This is a genomic window from Mycolicibacterium chengduense (assembly GCF_033741155.1).
Classification (GTDB): domain Bacteria; phylum Actinomycetota; class Actinomycetes; order Mycobacteriales; family Mycobacteriaceae; genus Mycobacterium.
In genome coordinates this window covers 1-16,731 of sequence record NZ_JAWQNH010000013.1, presented here as the reverse complement: position 1 = coordinate 16,731, position 16,731 = coordinate 1, and the positions used below count along the sequence as shown (strand labels likewise).

Annotated in this window: 18 protein-coding genes; 10 read left to right on the top strand and 8 right to left on the bottom strand. The window is 66.1% G+C overall.

What is annotated here, in order from left to right; translation table 11 throughout:
- Positions 1-48: 48 nt before the first annotated feature.
- Positions 49-909 carry a catechol 1,2-dioxygenase gene (catA, locus tag SBI67_RS28810; protein WP_318983857.1) on the top strand — a complete coding sequence of 287 codons (861 nt, stop codon included), beginning with the start codon at positions 49-51 and terminating at the stop codon, positions 907-909.
- Positions 910-921: 12 nt separating this feature from the next.
- Positions 922-1,212, top strand: a complete 291-nt coding sequence (catC, locus tag SBI67_RS28805; RefSeq protein ID WP_318983856.1) for a muconolactone Delta-isomerase — start codon at positions 922-924, stop codon at positions 1,210-1,212.
- A gap of 668 nt (positions 1,213-1,880) precedes the next feature.
- Here the strand turns inward: catC and SBI67_RS28800 are convergent.
- The 7 genes from SBI67_RS28800 to SBI67_RS28770 form a co-directional block, all read right to left on the bottom strand.
- A complete protein-coding gene (locus SBI67_RS28800) occupies positions 1,881-2,327 on the bottom strand; it encodes a hypothetical protein (protein WP_318983855.1) in 447 nt (148 codons plus the stop codon).
- On the bottom strand, positions 2,324-3,157 hold the full coding sequence (gene hcaB / locus SBI67_RS28795) for a 3-(cis-5,6-dihydroxycyclohexa-1,3-dien-1-yl)propanoate dehydrogenase (protein ID WP_318983854.1): 834 nt from the start codon (positions 3,155-3,157) through the stop codon (positions 2,324-2,326). The genes SBI67_RS28800 and hcaB overlap by 4 nt, the downstream gene beginning before the upstream one ends.
- The gene (locus SBI67_RS28790; protein ID WP_318983865.1) at positions 3,154-4,005 is read right to left on the bottom strand and encodes an alpha/beta fold hydrolase; all 852 of its coding nucleotides are present in this window, start codon (positions 4,003-4,005) and stop codon (positions 3,154-3,156) included. Before SBI67_RS28790 ends, hcaB begins: the two co-directional genes overlap by 4 nt.
- An 88-nt stretch (positions 4,006-4,093) precedes the next feature.
- Positions 4,094-4,663, bottom strand: a complete 570-nt coding sequence (locus tag SBI67_RS28785) for a 3-phenylpropionate/cinnamic acid dioxygenase subunit beta (protein ID WP_318983853.1) — start codon at positions 4,661-4,663, stop codon at positions 4,094-4,096.
- A gap of 23 nt (positions 4,664-4,686) precedes the next feature.
- Positions 4,687-5,898, bottom strand: coding sequence for an NAD(P)/FAD-dependent oxidoreductase (locus tag SBI67_RS28780; protein ID WP_318983852.1), 1,212 nt, complete (start codon positions 5,896-5,898; stop codon positions 4,687-4,689).
- A complete protein-coding gene (locus SBI67_RS28775) occupies positions 5,895-6,233 on the bottom strand; it encodes a non-heme iron oxygenase ferredoxin subunit (protein WP_318983851.1) in 339 nt (112 codons plus the stop codon). Before SBI67_RS28775 ends, SBI67_RS28780 begins: the two co-directional genes overlap by 4 nt.
- Positions 6,226-7,404 carry an aromatic ring-hydroxylating dioxygenase subunit alpha gene (locus SBI67_RS28770; protein ID WP_318983864.1) on the bottom strand — a complete coding sequence of 393 codons (1,179 nt, stop codon included), beginning with the start codon at positions 7,402-7,404 and terminating at the stop codon, positions 6,226-6,228. Before SBI67_RS28770 ends, SBI67_RS28775 begins: the two co-directional genes overlap by 8 nt.
- Positions 7,405-7,691: 287 nt before the next feature.
- On the opposite strand from SBI67_RS28770, the gene SBI67_RS28765 reads away from it, so the two are divergent.
- The 7 genes from SBI67_RS28765 to SBI67_RS28735 are packed head-to-tail and all read left to right on the top strand — an operon-like array spanning position 7,692 to position 15,199.
- Entirely contained in the window at positions 7,692-8,672 is a 981-nt protein-coding gene (locus SBI67_RS28765; protein ID WP_318983850.1) for a zinc-binding dehydrogenase, read from the top strand.
- Positions 8,673-8,682: 10 nt separating this feature from the next.
- Positions 8,683-9,633, top strand: coding sequence for a 3-carboxyethylcatechol 2,3-dioxygenase (locus tag SBI67_RS28760; protein ID WP_318983849.1), 951 nt, complete (start codon positions 8,683-8,685; stop codon positions 9,631-9,633).
- Positions 9,630-10,439, top strand: a complete 810-nt coding sequence (locus tag SBI67_RS28755; RefSeq protein ID WP_318983848.1) for a 2-keto-4-pentenoate hydratase — start codon at positions 9,630-9,632, stop codon at positions 10,437-10,439. The genes SBI67_RS28760 and SBI67_RS28755 overlap by 4 nt, the downstream gene beginning before the upstream one ends.
- On the top strand, positions 10,436-11,401 hold the full coding sequence (locus tag SBI67_RS28750; RefSeq protein WP_318983847.1) for an acetaldehyde dehydrogenase (acetylating): 966 nt from the start codon (positions 10,436-10,438) through the stop codon (positions 11,399-11,401). Before SBI67_RS28755 ends, SBI67_RS28750 begins: the two co-directional genes overlap by 4 nt.
- Positions 11,398-12,426 carry a 4-hydroxy-2-oxovalerate aldolase gene (gene dmpG / locus SBI67_RS28745; RefSeq protein ID WP_318983846.1) on the top strand — a complete coding sequence of 343 codons (1,029 nt, stop codon included), beginning with the start codon at positions 11,398-11,400 and terminating at the stop codon, positions 12,424-12,426. Before SBI67_RS28750 ends, dmpG begins: the two co-directional genes overlap by 4 nt.
- Positions 12,423-13,370 carry an alpha/beta hydrolase gene (locus tag SBI67_RS28740; RefSeq protein WP_318983845.1) on the top strand — a complete coding sequence of 316 codons (948 nt, stop codon included), beginning with the start codon at positions 12,423-12,425 and terminating at the stop codon, positions 13,368-13,370. Before dmpG ends, SBI67_RS28740 begins: the two co-directional genes overlap by 4 nt.
- The gene (locus SBI67_RS28735; RefSeq protein ID WP_318983844.1) at positions 13,367-15,199 is read left to right on the top strand and encodes an AMP-binding protein; all 1,833 of its coding nucleotides are present in this window, start codon (positions 13,367-13,369) and stop codon (positions 15,197-15,199) included. The genes SBI67_RS28740 and SBI67_RS28735 overlap by 4 nt, the downstream gene beginning before the upstream one ends.
- Positions 15,200-15,216: 17 nt before the next feature.
- Here SBI67_RS28735 and SBI67_RS28730 read toward each other — a convergent pair whose 3' ends face one another.
- Positions 15,217-16,047, bottom strand: coding sequence for a PaaX family transcriptional regulator (locus SBI67_RS28730; RefSeq protein WP_318983843.1), 831 nt, complete (start codon positions 16,045-16,047; stop codon positions 15,217-15,219).
- A 248-nt stretch (positions 16,048-16,295) separates the two neighbouring features.
- On the opposite strand from SBI67_RS28730, the gene SBI67_RS28725 reads away from it, so the two are divergent.
- On the top strand, positions 16,296-16,655 hold the full coding sequence (locus SBI67_RS28725) for a hypothetical protein (RefSeq protein ID WP_318983842.1): 360 nt from the start codon (positions 16,296-16,298) through the stop codon (positions 16,653-16,655).
- Positions 16,656-16,731: the final 76 nt, after the last annotated feature.

Sequence of the window (16,731 nt, the reverse complement as noted above, 5' to 3'; positions counted from 1 at the left end):
GCCGCCGCAACGCCCTTCGTTTCCAGCCCACCAAATCGAGGAGAGAACATGACAACCTCTGCAACACCCGCGATCGGCGCCACCGCCGCGGCATCCGGCGCCGCCGCCACCGACCGTTTCCACGCCGACAAAACGCCCTACGACGCGGTCGCGGACACTCCGGCCGAACGGGTCGACATGCTTGCGCGCGAGGTCCTCGCAGGCATCCACGAGACGATCCGGCGGCACGCCGTCGGCTACGACGAGTACAACGCCCTCAAGGCATGGCTCATCGGCGTCGGCGAGGATGGCGAGTGGCCCCTGTTCCTCGACGTCTTCGTCGAGCATGTCGTCGAGGAGGTCAACACCGCACAGCGACGCGGCAGCAAGGGCACCATCGAAGGCCCGTACTACGTGCCCGGATCCCCCGAACTCTCCTCTCCTGCAACGCTGCCCATGCGCGACGGCGAGCAAGGCACTCCGCTGACGTGGACCGGCAAGATCACCACCGCCGACGGCTCGCCGCTGGCGGGCACGATCGAACTGTGGCAGGCCGATGCCGACGGCTACTACTCCCAATTCGCGCCGGCCATTCCGCAGTGGAACCTGCGCGGCACCATCACCACGGACCTTGACGGCAACTTCAGCATCACCACGATCCAGCCGGCGCCCTATCAAATACCCACCGACGGCTCATGCGGGCGACTCATCTCCGCAGCGGGTTGGCACGCGTGGCGGCCCGCTCACCTGCACGTCAAGGTGTCCGCGCCGGGCTATCAGACACTGACCGCGCAGCTCTACTTTCCGGGAGACCCGCACAACGACGACGACATCGCCAGTGCCGTCAAACCCGAACTGATGCTCGAACCGGTCGCCGGGCCAAACGGCATCTCCATCAGCTACGACTTCGCCCTAGACCCGCAGAGCTGAGAGCTGACCGCCGTGATCTTCCACGTCCGGATGGACGTCCACCCACCCACCGACCTCGACCCAGCGGTGTGGGCCGAGGTGGTGGCACGTGAGAAGGCCTACTCTCAAGACTTGCAGCGCAGTGGAAAGTGGCCACACATCTGGCGCATCGCCGGTGAGTACTCCAACTTCTCGATCTTCGATGTCGAGTCCAATGACGAACTCCACAACATCCTGTCGAACCTGCCGTTGTTCGCCCACATGACCATTCGCGTCACAGCTTTGGCGACGCACCCCTCCGACATCGAGAATACGGGCCGGTGAGCGCCCAGCCCGCGATCGGCGGTCTTCGCCTTACCCAGCCGCCCGGTGATCCGGATCGTCCGCTGCTGGTCGGGTCGCCGCTGGGCAACTCCGCAGCGTTGCCGTGAACGTTGCGGCACAATACCTTTCGGCGCGTGTGCGGACGAAACTTACCCGGGCACGGCAGTTCCAAGGGGCCGGTCCACGACCGGTTCGCGATGGCGGACATCGCAGCCGCCATTTCGGCACTGGTCGAACGGTCGTCACCGCCGGTGCAAGCGCAGCTGGGTGTCGGCAAGCCGGACTTCGGCCGGCATGGAACACGCTGGCACGAGTGTCGAGGCTGACGTTCTTAGCAGCGCTTACGGAGGTCGCGCAACCCTCTGACGGACAGTTCCCGTCGGCGTACGAGGAAGCAAAGGCGGGCTCGTGCACCGTGCACTGGGGACATGACAAACTCTCGAGAGTCCTCATCCCGATCACCGGCCAGCGACCAGTCTGACTACCTGACTTGGAACGAGTCCTCTTGGATTGCCAAAGATCCAGCATGCATCGAGCTGGACTCGACCGATCACGCCGACCACATCGGTGCGGAGACCTCCGGTCAGACCTGTTCGGCGTACCTGTGTTGGGAGGTCGGGAGTACTCCCGCTCGCACTTCTTCAGGCCCGCTCTTCTGGAGCCGCTGCTCAGGTCCCCGGCACCCGATCGAGGTCGGCGTCCACCTCAGTCACCCACTCCGGTTCCAGGACAAACAAACTCAGCTCCTCACCGGGAACCTCGACGTCGACGACGTGACGAAACCCGACCGCCTCCGCGGCCGAGACCACGGCCAGGTCATCGGGCGCCACGGCAACGACAACGCGCCGGCACGCGCGATCTGCGGACAGGATGGCGCCGCCGAGTTCGCCGAGGAAAGAGGCAAGTCCCGACGGAGGCGCGAGGCTGCTGGAGATCCGAATCTCGACATCGTGGGCACCCACCGGGTAAGCATCGCGCAGCGGACCGCCAGTGGCGTACCGGGCCAACGCCTCGACGCACTCCCCGTCGTCATCACGACGAACGATGTGGAGAGCGTCCTTCTCCCCCGGTGTGACCGTCCACGCCGGCCCCGGGCTCAGCGATAGCCGCTTCACAGATGGCTACCGCCGGCAGCCGACGCGAACCCCCGCACGCCGATACCGCCGTCCACCGAAATCGCTTGTCCGGTAATGGGTCCGCTCTGCTCGCGGCTGGCGAGCAGAACGTAGGATCCGGTGAAATCTCGTGGATCGGTGCTCGAGTCGTACAGCGGGATCGGCGGCGGCGGGTCGTCCGGTTTCTTCTTCGCGAACGACGCCGCCAGGGTGCGATCCTGCATGTCCAGGGCCGCCGGCCCGCGCAACGCCGTGTTCATCGCCCCACAGGCCACGCCGTTGACCCGAACTTTCGGCGCCAATTCGTATGCGAGCTCCCGCATCAGCCCGAGGCACGCATGCTTGCTGGCCGTGTAGATCGGCCCGCCGCCATTGACGTAGAACGAGGCGTTGGACAATGTCATCACGATGCTGCCGTGGGTCTTGACCAGCTCCCGCCATGCCGCCTCAGCGGCCAGCAGGTAACCCTTGACGTTGATGGCGAACAGCTCGTCGAAGGTCGCGCTGAGCTGCTCACCGGTCATCCGGGTCAGCTGCCGCTGGTAATCCCAGATGCCGGCATTGGCCACTAGTGTGTCCAACTTGCCGAAACGGTCCACGGTTTCGGCAACCGCGCGGTGCAGGTCGGCCGAATCTCGCACGTCCCCGGTGATGGCATGCAGCTTGGCTGGATCTGCGCTGGCCTCGACGGCGGTGTGCAACGCGTCGGGGTCACGACCGAGGATGCTGACCGAGGCGCCCTCGGCGATGAATCGTTCGGCGACAGCCCGCCCGATCCCGGTACCCCCGCCGGTGACCAGCGCAACGTATCCCTGCAGCCAGCCGGTCACCGCAACTCCGCCAGGAACTGGCCTACCAGCGCTTCGAAATCGCGCTGGCGCTCCAGCTGAACCCAATGCCCACAGTTGCCGAACACGTGCAGCTGCACGTTGCGGATCTGCTTGAGCATGATCTGGGACCCGTCAAGGGTGATGGTCCGGTCATCACGGCCCCACAGCAGCAGGGTGGGAGCGGTGATCTTGTGCAGATCGCGCCACAGCGGATCCATCCCGTGCCGCTTACCGAAGGCGGCGTTGTACCGGTGATAGAACTCGATGTGGCTGGGGTCCAGCGACGCCTCGTAGCGCGCCCTGACAACGTCGGCGCCGAACTGCTTGTGATCGAAGACCATGGCGCGGATGAAGTTCGACATCTTCTTCTCGCTGGGGCCATCGCCGTTGTAATACCGGAACATCTCTTTCTGCCCCTCGGTGGGAGTGGGGCCGAACGGAAGCCAGCCACCCCCGGGAGCCATCAGCACCAGTCCGGTGATCCGGTCCGGTTGCGCCTGTGCCATCGCGATGGCCGCCGCACCGCCGAGGCTGTTGCCCAGCAGGTGAAAACGGTCGACACCGAGAGCATCCAGGGTCTCGAAGAGCGCCCCTACCGTGATCTGGGTGATCGACTGCGCATCGAGGTCGGCCTCGGTGGGGCGGTAGCTGCCGCCGAACCCGGGCTGATCGGGCAGCACCACCCGGAACCTCTTGGCCAGCGCGGGCAGGTTCTGATGATAGTTGCTCACCCCGGAGGCGCCCGGGCCGCCGCCGTGCAACATGACCAGGACAGGCCCCTCACCGGTTTCCGCCACGGCGATGTCCCCGTGGGAGGTGCTCACCGTCCGCTTGTGCAGCGTGGGCATGTCGTCGATCGCGGCGTCGAATTCCGTGCTGGTCACCGGCACGTCCTTTCCCTTATCGGTTCGAAAGACCTCGTCGATTCGGAAGAAGTCAGAAGAAGGTGGAGATGTTCTTGGCCTGCAGGACGTTCTGGTCGAGCAGGATGACTCTGCGGGCAACCTTCAGTTGGCCGTCGGGGCTACGACGCAGAATGTCGGTGCGGCATCCCGCGAATACGTTCTCCTCGCGTTCCAGGCGGTTGCGGTACACCAGGAACGCCGAACGGACAGCCAGTTCGGAGTCGTGCCCCTCTTCCGACTGCACGTGGTGCACCACGACGTTGGTGATCAGATGCCGGGTCCGCGAGGGCGGATCCTCGGCCCAGGCCATACCGGAATCGAACCGGCGGATCCGCCAGGCCAGACTCTCCTTGGTCTCGTCGTAGAACGCGGCCTCGCCCCGCGCCGAGATCGACAGCGCTTGCTGGCGGCGCAACCGGTTGGTTCTGGTGGGCATCCAGTAGTCGAGGTCGTCGGCCAACAGATCCAGCCAGTCGGTGAATCGCCCGTCGTCGAGCAACTCCGCCTCGGTGTAGTAGAACTGCTCGACCTCGAAATGAATGTCGTGGCCGGCCCGCCGCGCACCGTCGATGCTGGCCAAGATCGTTGCCGCGCTGGTCATGTGCGTGCTCTCCGTAGTCGTCGTCATCGTTTGATGAGCCTGCGTAGGTCTACCGATCGGTCGCCCAGTTCGGCAGCGGACACGGCGATGCCACGGTCGATCATCCGGCGTGCGGCCCGAACAGACGCGGAGTCGTCGACCGCCACCGCCCCGGCAACCCGCCCGCCACGCAATCCGAAGCACGCGTAGGGCTGCTCACCGAGGTGACCTCGAGATGCGAACTCCTCAGCCCCGGCCAGGTTTCCAACAACCTCGACGTGTGTCCCGTACCGGTCCGTCCAGAACCAGGACGCGCCGGCAGCCGGCGGTGGCACGCCGAGGATCGTCGCGGCCGCGCGCTGTGCGTCGTGCTGTGCCGCCTCCCAGTGTTCGCTGCGGTGTTGCAGGACACCGCCGACATGGGTGCGTGCAACGTCGCCGACCGCCAGGACCGCAGGATTCGACGTCACCTGCATCGGATCGACGACGATGCCGCCGTCCACCGTCAGGCCGGCATCGCGAGCCAGCGCGGTCGCCGGGATCATGCCGACGGCCAGCACGACCGCATCGAACACCCGCGGCTCGGCGCCGGCCAGTACGGCGGTGATTCCGTCTGGCGAGTCCCGGAAAGATTCGACGACACCGCGTAGCGCCGTGGCACCGTGGGCGGTGTGCATGCCGTGCAGCCAGGAGGCGATCTCGTCGCCGATGACAGCGGCCAGCGGCGCCATGACCGGGTCGACGATGGTGACCTGGCAGCCCAAATGCAGGGCGGTGGACGCCACTTCGGCGCCGATCAAGCCCGCACCGACGATCAGCAGGCGCCCACCGGGAACCAGTGCGGTGCGCAGTCGGTCGGCATCCTCCGCGCTGCGCAACGTGTGCACCCGCGCGCTGTCAGCCCCCGGGATCGGTGGTCGTAACGCGCGGCCGCCGGTTGCGAGCACGACCTTGTCGGCGCGGACCGTGCTGCCGTCGGTCAACTCGACCACGCCCATGTCGGGCCGCAGCGCCGCCACCGAGCTGTGTGCCAGCAGCTGCACATCGTTGCCGTCGAACCACTCCGGTGGCTGCAGCGCAATGCTTTTCAGTTCGACATCACCGGCCAAGTAGGACTTCGACAGCGGGGGCCGGTCATAGGGGAACTCCCCCTCGTCGATCAGCACAACGTCCCCGTCGAAGCCGCCGGCCCGCAGCGCCGCGACGACACTCACGCCGCCGATCCCGCCGCCGACGACCGCGACCCGGCTGGTCATCGGGGCCGCTCGCCCGGATAGAGGAACACCTGGCCGTCACGCACCTCGACGCGATGCGGGCGGGCGTCCTTGGTGGCCGGCAGGCCGTCGACGGCACCGGTCTTGAGACAGAACTTGCTCGAGTGCAACGGGCACTCGACCTGGCCGCCTTCGACCCATCCCTCGGCCAGTGAGGCGTCGGCGTGGGTGCAGGTGTTGTCCAATGCCCACACGCTGCCGTCGTCGTCGCGCAGCAGAGCCACATCGTCGTCGGTACCGGTGATCGATCGTTCGACGACGATGCCCTCGCCCTCGGGGATGTCGTCGACCGCGGCTACGCGGATGCCCTCACTCATCGGCGGCCTTTCGTTCATGCCACGCCGGGGTATTCATCACGTCACGCCAGTGCGCGTAGAACGAGCGCGCGGCCGCGTCGCTGTACAGCTCGCTGGTCTTTCCGGGGTGGCGCCCGTCTTCGCGTTCGGATCCCAGTCCCATCTGGTAGTTCAGCGGGAGGGTGTTGGTGATGAATCCGTGCGAGATTGCCTGCACCTCGCTCCAGTTCTCACCGTCGTCTTGTTCGAAGATTCCGCTGGGACCGAACGTCCGAAGGTTGTAGAGGCGCTGCGCCTCTCGTACCTGCTCGGGCATCGACTTGTCCACGATGGTCCACGCCCAGACCTCCATGCGGTCGGGCCCCTTCGGGTGCCACACCCGGATCGACCCGTTCACCGGCAGGTAGGAGAAGTTCGGGAACACGGTGGCGTGCCCGGTTGTCAACGGGCCTTCGACGCGGGAGTCGCCCAGCCGCAGCCGCAGGGCGGCATAGTCCATCCACTCGTGCACGGTCTGGGCGTCGAACCGATTACGCGGGTGCACCGGGAAGCCGTGCCCGTGCCCCTTCGGGTCGACATACTGCCGCCCAGTGCGGTGCACCACTTCCTCTTTGGGCTTGCCGCCCGGTGAAAGCACCGTCAGCGCCGAGCCGTGACTCATGTTCACGTGATACCAATCGCTGGCGAACTGTTCCGCGGCGAGTTTCCAGTTTCCCTCCAACACCCACTTGTTCACGCCGCCGACGACGACGGTGCCTTCTGGGTCGTGGTCGAGCATCGCGTCCATGTACCAGGTCATCCCGCCCAGTGCGTCGCGCAGGGTACTTGCACCGGGATCCCAGTTCCCGAAGATCAACCCCCGGTAGGAATCCACGTTCGGCACCTCGAGCAGGCCCCACTGACCGGATTCGAAACTGTCCGGGTAGCCCTCTTTGTTGGGGATGCTGATCAGCTTGCCCTCGAGGTCGTACGCCCACCCGTGATAGGTGCACATGAAGCTGCGGGTGGCACCGAAATCTGCCCGACACACCCGCGCCCCCCGGTGCCGGCATGAGTTCAGAAACGCCCGTATCTTGCGGTTCTTGTCCATCGTGACGATCACCGGGTCCTCACCCATATAGGTGGTGAAGAAGTCGCCGGGCTTGTGGAACTGGTCGCTATGGGCGAGGAACAGCCAGTTGGTGGCGAAGATGCGCCGCTGCTCCTGACGGTAGATCAATTCGTCGGTCCACACCGCGCGGTCCAACAGCCCACCGTCGGCGTCGACGAGGCCCGACACGTCGACGGTGCGCTCGAGTTCAGCGGGACGTCGCAGCGTGGCGCTCGGCGGGGACGTGAGGCACTGCGCCTCGGCATCCGGACGCATGGTTGAAGTCATGCTGACCACACAACCCGCCCCGCGCGACCAATTCCAGCAATCGTTTCGCACAATGGCACACCGACTGTGTATCGACGGTCTACACCGCCAACGATGGCGATGTGCTTGCCGCAGTCGCCGTCTCACAGAACCCGCATGACCCCCTGCCCGGGCTCGAACTCCGCGAGGTGCCCAAACCGCAATCCCGACCGGGTTGGGCGGTGGTGCGGGTGGTCGCCTCGGCGCTGAACATGCACGATGTGTGGACACTGCGCGGTGTCGGGCATCCGGCAGAGCACTTGCCGATGGTGCTGGGCTGCGACGTGTCGGGCTATGACGAGGACGGCAACCCGGTGATCGTGCACCCGGTCATCGCCAACCCGGACGCCGGCCGCGGCGACGAGACGCTGGACCCCCACCGTGCACTGCTGACCGAACGGCACAATGGCGGATTCGCCGAGTACATCTCGGTGCCGCGGCGCAACCTCATCCCCATGCCGCCGTGGCTCAGCTTCGACGAGGCGGCGTGCCTGCCGGTGGCGTGGACGACGGCCTATCGGATGTTGTTCACCCAGGCGAACATCAGGGCAGGTGACCGTGTCCTGGTGCAGGGTGTCGGTGGCGGGGTGTCCTCGGCGGCCATCAAACTCGCGCTGGCCGCGGGCGCGGTCGTCTACACCACCAGCCGAAGCGAGGCCAAACGCGCCGAGGCGCTGAGTTGGGGCGTGCGGGAAGCATTGCCCAGCGGGGAACGACTGCCCGAGCGGGTCGACGTGGTCATCGAGACGGTCGGCGAAGCCACCTGGTCGCACTCGCTGAAGTCGGTGCGCCCCGGCGGCACCGTCGTGGTCGCCGGCGCGACCACCGGGATGAATCCATCGGCAGACCTGGGACGCATCTTCTACCTGCAGTTGAGAATCTTGGGCTCCACCGGAGCCACCCGCGCCGAGTTCGAGGCATTGCTGCGGTTGCTCGACGCCACCGGTACCCGGCCGGTGATCGACCGGACGTTGCCACTTACCGATATACACAAGGGTTTTCAGCTGATGCTCGACGGCGACGTCATGGGCAAGGTCGTCATCCATCCGTCATCCGAGAACTGAGGTATCCACCATGACCGCCGCCGCCATTGGCCTGTCACATTCTCCGCTGATCGGCAAAAACGACCCCGACCCCGAGACCCTCGGCCGGGTCGAGGGAGCAGTCGACACCGCGCGAGCTTTCATCACCGACTTCGCCCCCGACCTGGTGGTGCTCTACGCGCCCGACCATTACAACGGCTTCTTCTACAAGGAGATGCCACCGTTCTGCCTGGGCACCGAAGCCCACGCCATCGGCGATTTCGATACATCGGCCGGACCGCTGTCGGTGGACACCGACGCCGCGCGGCGCATCGCCGAGGGTGTGCTCCAGCGCGGCGTCGACCTCACGATTTCGGCGCGGATGACGGTCGATCATGGCTTCGCCCAACCCTTGGAAAAGCTCTTCGGGGGTATCGACCGGGTGCCGGTGGTGCCGATCTTCGTCAACGGCGTCGCCACACCGCTGTGCCCCGTCGCACGGATTCACGCCCTGGGCACCGCCGTTGGTGCAGCCGCCGCCGGTCTCGGGCGGCGCGTGCTCTTCCTTGCCTCCGGAGGCCTCTCCCACGATCCGCCGGTCCCGGTGCTCGACGGCGCACCGCCGAAGGTCGCCGACGCCCTGATCGAAGGGCATCCACCGACACCCGAGCAACGCACCCGTGGCGAGGGACGGGTGATCGAGGCCGGCCGCCAGTACGCGGCCGGAGCCACGACGATGATCCCCATCAACCCGGGCTGGGACAACAGATTCCTCGACCTGCTCGAGCACGGGCCCCTCGGCGAGTTCGACACCTGGACCACAGAGGAGATGGCCGCCGAGGGCGGTGGCTCCGCCCATGAGGTACGCACCTGGATCGCCGCCTTCGCCTCGCTGGCCGCCGTCGGCAACTACACGATGGGACTTCGGTTCTACGAACCGATCCCGGCCTGGATCGCCGGATTCGCGGTGGCGACCGCACGATTGACGGAGGGACCCCGATGACCCTGCACAGCAGTGCTGCTCTCGTCACCGAGGTGGCCGACCTCCTGGCTGCCGCCGCCGAAAGCGGTAGCCCCGTCTCCCCCGTGCGAGATCTCATCGGCGACGCCGATATCGGCCTGGCTTACGCCGTACAGCAGGAGCTCGTGCGGCGGCGACGCGCGGCGGGTGCCCGAGTGGTGGGACGCAAGATCGGACTGACCTCGCCGGCGGTGCAACAGCAACTCGGAGTCGACCAACCCGACTTCGGCGTGCTGTTCGCCGACATGGACGTCAGCGGTGTCGATGCGGTGCCCTCGGCGCGGCTACTGCAGCCGAAGGTCGAGGCGGAGATCGCCTTCGTCCTGGCCCACGACCTCGTCGGCGGCGACTTCACCGCGGACAGCGTGCGCGGCGCCGTCGACTACGCCGTTGCGGCGTTGGAGATCGTCGACAGCCGTATCTCGGACTGGGACCTGACGATTGCCGATACCGTCGCCGACAACGCCTCCAGCGGACTGTTCGTGCTCGGAAGCAGACGCATGCACATCAGCGACTTCGTCGCCAAGGACGTCACCATGCAGATGTACGCCGACGATCAGCTGGTCTCCGAAGGCACCGGCAGCGCCTGCCTCGGCGATCCGCTCAACGCCCTGGCCTGGTTGGCCCGAACCGCCGAAGAGTACGGCGAGCCCTTGCAGGAGGGCCAGATCATACTTTCCGGCGCGCTGGGCCCGATGGCTCCGGCACCGCCGGGAACCCGTATCCATGCGACGATCGCCCCGCTGGGCGAGGTGTCGGCTGCCTTCTCACCCAGGGAGACCTCATGACCAAGACCAAGGTGGCCATCATCGGCTCCGGCAACATCGGTACCGACCTGATGTTCAAGATCCTGCGCACCTCCCAGCACCTGGACGTGGCGGCGATGGTCGGAATCGACGCCGAATCAGACGGTTTGGCGCGTGCCCGCCGCCTGAACATCCCGACCACCCATGACGGCGTAGACGGGCTGATGTCGATGCCACACTTCGGCGAGATCGACATCGTCATGGACGCCACATCGGCACGCGCGCACATCGCGAACGCGGCTGTCCTTGCCCCGCACGGCAAAACGCTGATCGACCTGACCCCGGCAGCCCTCGGTCCGTTCGTGGTCCCGGCGGTCAACATCGACAAGCACCTCGACGCGGGCGCACGCAACGTCAACATGGTCACCTGCGGTGGGCAGGCCACGGTGCCGATCGTCGCCGCGGTGTCAGCGGTCACGCCGGTACCCTATGCCGAGATCGTCGCATCCATCGCGTCGAAGTCGGCCGGACCCGGGACCCGCGCGAACATCGACGAGTTCACCGAAACCACTTCGCATGCAATCGAATCGGTGGGCGGCGCCGCCAGGGGGAAAGCGATCATCGTCCTCAATCCCGCCGAACCGCCGCTGATCATGCGCGACACCGTGTTCTGCCTGATCGGCGACGCCGACCACGCCGTGATCCGGGACTCCATCCACCAGATGGTCGAACGAGTCGCCCACTACGTGCCGGGGTACCGGCTCAAACAGGACGTCCAATTCACCCCCATCGAACCCGACGAACCGGTGCACACCCTGCTGCCCGCCGGCTCCGCGCCGGTACGAACCCGGGTATCGGTGTTCCTCGAAGTCGAGGGAGCCGCCCACTACCTGCCCGCCTATGCGGGCAACCTCGACATCATGACCTCGGCCGCCATCCAGGTCGCCGAGGCCATCGCCCGTCGCACCAGTACCGATCCCCTGCTGTCGGAGGCACGCCCATGACCCCCACGCTCTATATCCAGGACGTCACGCTGCGCGACGGCATGCACGCCATCCGCCACCGCATCAGCACAGCCGACGTGGCCCGGATCGCCGGCGCGCTCGACGCCGCGGGCGTCGACGCCATCGAAGTCGCCCACGGTGACGGGCTCGCCGGCGGATCGGTCAACTACGGCCCCGGCAGTCACACCGACTGGGAGTGGATCGAAGCCGCCGCCGGCAGCATCAGCTCAGCGGTGCTGACCACCCTGCTGTTGCCCGGCATCGGCACCATCGCCGAGTTGCGGCACGCCTACGATCTGGGGGTCCGCTCGGTGCGGATCGCCACCCATTGCACCGAGGCCGACATCTCCGCCCAACACATCCAGACGGCGCGCGAACTCGGCATGGATGTCTCGGGCTTCCTGATGATGAGTCACATGGCCGAGCCCGCGCAGCTCGCCACCCAGGCAAAGCTGATGGAAAGCTACGGTGCGCACTGTGTTTACGTCACCGACTCAGGTGGACGATTGACGATGAATGATATGCGCGAGCGGATCCGCGCCTACCGCGACGTCCTCGACCCCGGCACCCAGATCGGTGTGCACGCCCACGAGAACCTCTCGCTGTCGGTGGCCAACAGCGTCACTGCCGTCGAAGAAGGCGTCACCCGGGTCGACGCATCGCTGGCCGGCCAGGGAGCCGGCGCGGGCAACACCCCCATCGAAGCATTCGTCGCGGTGGCCGATCTCCTGCAGTGGAAGCACGGCTGCGATCTGATGGCTCTCGAGGACGCCGCCGAAGATCTCGTCCGCCCGCTCCGAGACCGACCGGTCCAAGTCGACCGCGAAACCCTCACCCTCGGGTACGCGGGGGTCTACTCGTCCTTTCTGCGCCACGCCGAGAACGCCTCGCGTGTCTACGGCATCGATGCCCGAACGCTGCTGCTCGAAGTCGGCCGCCGCGGACTCGTCGGCGGCCAGGAGGACATGATCGTCGATATCGCCTTGGACCTCGTCGGGCAGCCTGCTGCCGCCACTGCATCGTGACCGGGCCGAACGGCACCGAGCGACTCGACGTCGAGTTCACCTCCGCCGGTGTCACATGTCGAGGCTGGCTGTACCTACCGGACACCCCGGCCCCGGCGCCGATCATCGTCATGGCCCACGGTTTCGGCGGCATCAAGGAGATGCGACTGGATGCCTACGCCGAGCGATTCCGGGCGGCCGGATACGCGTGCCTGGTCTTCGACTACCGGCACTTCGGCGCCAGTGACGGCGAACCACGACAATTGCTGGACGTCGAGCGGCAACTGGCCGACTGGGCCGCCGCCATCGCGTTCGCCCGCAGTCGTCGCGACGTCGATTCCTACCGAATCATCCTATGGGGCAGCTCATTCAGTGGCGGACATGTGTTGTCGGCCGCGGCCCGGGATTCGAATGTCGCCGCGGTGATCTCGCAATGCCCCTTCACCGACGGCCTGGTGTCGGTGTTGGCCATGGACCGGCTCAGTGGCCTGCGAGTGGGCATGCGCGCGGTCGCCGATATCGCAGCCCACGTCGCCGGCCGGCCGCCGGTGATGCTGCCCATCGTAGGCGCGCCGGGATCGGTCGCCATGATGACGGCCCCGGACGCGGCGCCGGCGATGGTGCGGATGGTTCCGCCGGGTGTCGAGTGGCGCAATGAGGTGGCTGCACGTGTCGCACTGCAGGTGATCCGATATCGACCGGGACGTGACGCTGCGAACGTCCATTGTCCGCTGCTGGCGTGTGTCTGCAGCGCGGACTCCGTCGCGCCTGCCGACGCCTCGCTGCAGCACCTGGAGAAGGCCCCGGAGGGTGATATCCGGTTGTACTCGCAGGGACATTTCGACATCTACGATGGCGCCGCCTTCGAGCAACTGATCTCCGATCAGATCGGGTTCCTCACCCAACACGTTCCGTTGGTGGGCAGTTCGACGCCCCACCGCCGGTCCACGCAGAAATCCAGATGACCACCACACCCTTCGCCGACCCCGATATCGTCGCCGAACAACGTGCCGAGGGTTCGCTGTTACTCACCAGCCGTCAACCACTCGACGACCAGGCCACGCCCGATGTGCTGGCAACCTTCGTCACCCGATGCGCCCAACACCCCGACCGCCTGCTGATCGCCGAGCGTGGCCGACACGGCTGGTCGAAGCTGACATGGGGCGAGGCCGGCGACCGGGTAAGGCGACTCAGCCAGGGGCTGCTCGACCGCGGCGTCGCCGGCAGACCGATCATGATCTTGTCGCACAACAGCATTGTCCACCTGCTGGTCACTCTGGCCGGATATGCGGTGTCCAGCCCCATCGCGCCGGTCAGTACGGCCTATTCGTTGCAGAGCACGGATTTCGCCAAGCTGCGTCACGTCATCGCAGCGACCGATCCCGCCGCGGTGTTCGTCGAAAACGACGACTACGCACGCATTCTGCCCGTCGTCGGTGACCACCGCCTGGTGGTGACCGCCGAAGGCACCGCGCCGGGCATGACACCGCTCGCCGAGATCGAGTCGGCGCCCAGCACGCCGCCACCTTCGCCGACCGGGAGTGGCGACCACCACACGGTCGCCAAGATCATGTTCACCTCCGGGTCCACCGGTATGTCCAAAGGCGTGATCAACACCCACGGCATGCTCGCCGTCAACCAGCAGCAGATACGGCAGGTGTGGCCCTTCCTGCAGGACGAGCCGCCGGTGATCCTGGACTGGCTGCCGTGGAGTCACACCTTCGGCGGCAACCACAACGTCAACATGGTGATCGTCAACGGCGGCAGCCTCTGGATCGACGACGGCCGGCCAGCACCGCAGCTGATCAGCCGGACCATTGCCAACCTCGCCGAGGTCTCTCCGACCCTGTACTTCAACGTGCCTGCCGGGTATTCGGCACTGCTGCCTCATCTCGAGGCCGATTCCGCGCTGGCCGATCGGTTCTTCTCGCGGCTGCGGGTCGCATTCTTCGCCGGCGCAGCGCTGCCCCAACAGCTTCTGGACCGGCTCCGTCTGCTCGCCGACCGGTACGGCTCCGCCATGCACCCCACCACCTCGTGGGGGATGACCGAGACAGCACCGGCCGCCACATCGGCACACTTTGCCATGACCCGCAGTGACACGATCGGTGTTCCGCTGCCCGGGGTGACGTTGAAACTCGTTCCCTGCGAGCACGAGGCGGCGGGCAAGTACGAACTGCGGCTGCGCGGCCCTAACGTGACACCGGGCTATCACGGACGTCCCGATCTCGATGAAGCACTCTTCGATCGGGACGGTTACTTGCGCACCGACGATGCGGTGACACTGGCCGACTCGGCCGACCCGAACAAAGGACTGATCTTCTCGGGACGCATCTCAGAGAACTTCAAGCTTTCCACCGGAACGTTCGTCACCGTCGGACTTGTTCGAACTGAGCTCATCTCGGCAATGAAGGGCCTGATCCACGACGCCGTCATTTGCGGCGAGGGAGGCGAATTCGTCGCCGCGCTGGTCTGGATTCACCCGAGCCACGCCCACCGGGTGTCGGCAGACGGTACGCCCGACACCGATCTGCGCGCCGAACTGTCGGCCGCTCTTGACGGGTTGGCCGCCGCCGGAGGAGGGTCCTCACAGGTCGTACGGCGCCTGCTCATCCTGTCTGAGCCACCCGATATCGACCTCGGTGAGACAACCGACAAGGGTTACATCAACCAACGACTGGTCCGCAACCACCGCGCACACCTGGTGGCCGAACTGGTCTCCTCCGAACCGTCGGCGCGCGTCATCTGCGGCGCTGGATCCATGGCCGCTCCGTCCGGCGGTGTTCGAGCGTGACAAGACGACTCTTACTCTCACACCAGGTCGATCATCTCGATGTGGACGTCGTCGTCGCCGTGGGCGGCGGCCAGCGCGGTGTCGAGCCTCCTGAAGAGTTCCTCGGCCGACCGTGCGGGCCAGTTCCGAGGGAGCAGTGAATCCGGGAGCAACGGATCGGTGCGCGAGATCGCCAGCCAGTGCGCCTGCAGTCGGATCCTCGTCACCAGCGCACCCGAGAAGGGACGGGCCGTCGAGGCCTCCGACCAGAACGCCGAGAAATCCTCGTAGAGCGCAGCGGTCCCAGACAGGTCGTAGCCGTCGCGGACGAGCATCTCATCCGTCGTGGGTGGTGCCACCGCTCCGACCACGACGGTGATGTCGACATGGTCGATATCGTTACCGAGCAGCGCGGGGACATCATGACGACCGGGCGCCACCCACAAACCGGATCGGGTCAGGCCGAACCCCGCCCAGGACAGCCGAGCTCGCAATCGGTGACGCACCGGGCGGAAGGCCTCGGGGACCGATGCACTGATCGATGTCCACGTGCCGTCCCACGCGGGACGGTCGCCGCCTCGCCACACTTTCCTGCTTCCCTCGGCGAGGACGTCGGTTCCATGCGGGGTCAGGGCGTAGTAGGTCTTCCGTCCGATCTTGTGGCGTTCGATGATGCCGCGGTCGGTCATGCGGGCAAGCAATGACCTCGTCGCGGAGCCGCCGATGCCCAGCCGGGTGAACACGTCGACGAGTGACGAACCGCTGACGGCAACCGGCCGGCCCAACAGGTGCATTCCGAAAAACGTCAACAGCAACGACTGGGCGTTTGCCGCGAAGGGCGCAGACTCTTCGGATGCGGCGGATGTCATCAGTTTCTCTTACGTCACGCCCCTGGCATTCTGCAAGGCAGCCAACCATTTACCATCGGCAATATACGTCGAATCGTTGCCGCGCCGACACGTAAGTGTCGTAGCATATGCGCTGTCGCTCCGAGTGGACTCCCGAGGGCGGCATGGGCTACACGACGATAGGTCATCGCCTTGAGACTTGCGACTCAATGCATTTCGGCATCTCGTCGGCTCGACACACCGCATCTCAGGGGCAGCTGGGTGGGTTGATGGCTGAATGGTTGACGCATCTGATTCCGGATGGAATGGAAGGCACTTCCTTGCCGTCAGGTTCCCAGGACGGGCTGTCGGCGGCGTCGCGAAACATCGGTGCGGACGCGGCGCTGTGGGCAGTGCAGGTAGCCCGCCGCGTTTCCGACGCTGTCGACGAGGAGTCCCGTCTGGCAGCGGATCCTTTCTACGCCGGAGAGCCTGAACGTCAAGTTTGTGAATCGTGCATTCTGACTGTCTTGATTGCGATCAACCAGGATCTCCCTCCCGGCCTCATGACAATGCCCCCGGAAGCCTCCCACATCGCCCGGCTTTGGGCGCGACAGGGCAAACCTCTCGATGAACCGTTCCGGGTTTGATGCCGCTTCCTTGTGTGTGGAGGATGGCGATTATGGCCAAGCATTACCCGGTCGAGCAGCGTGAGCGTGCGGTGAA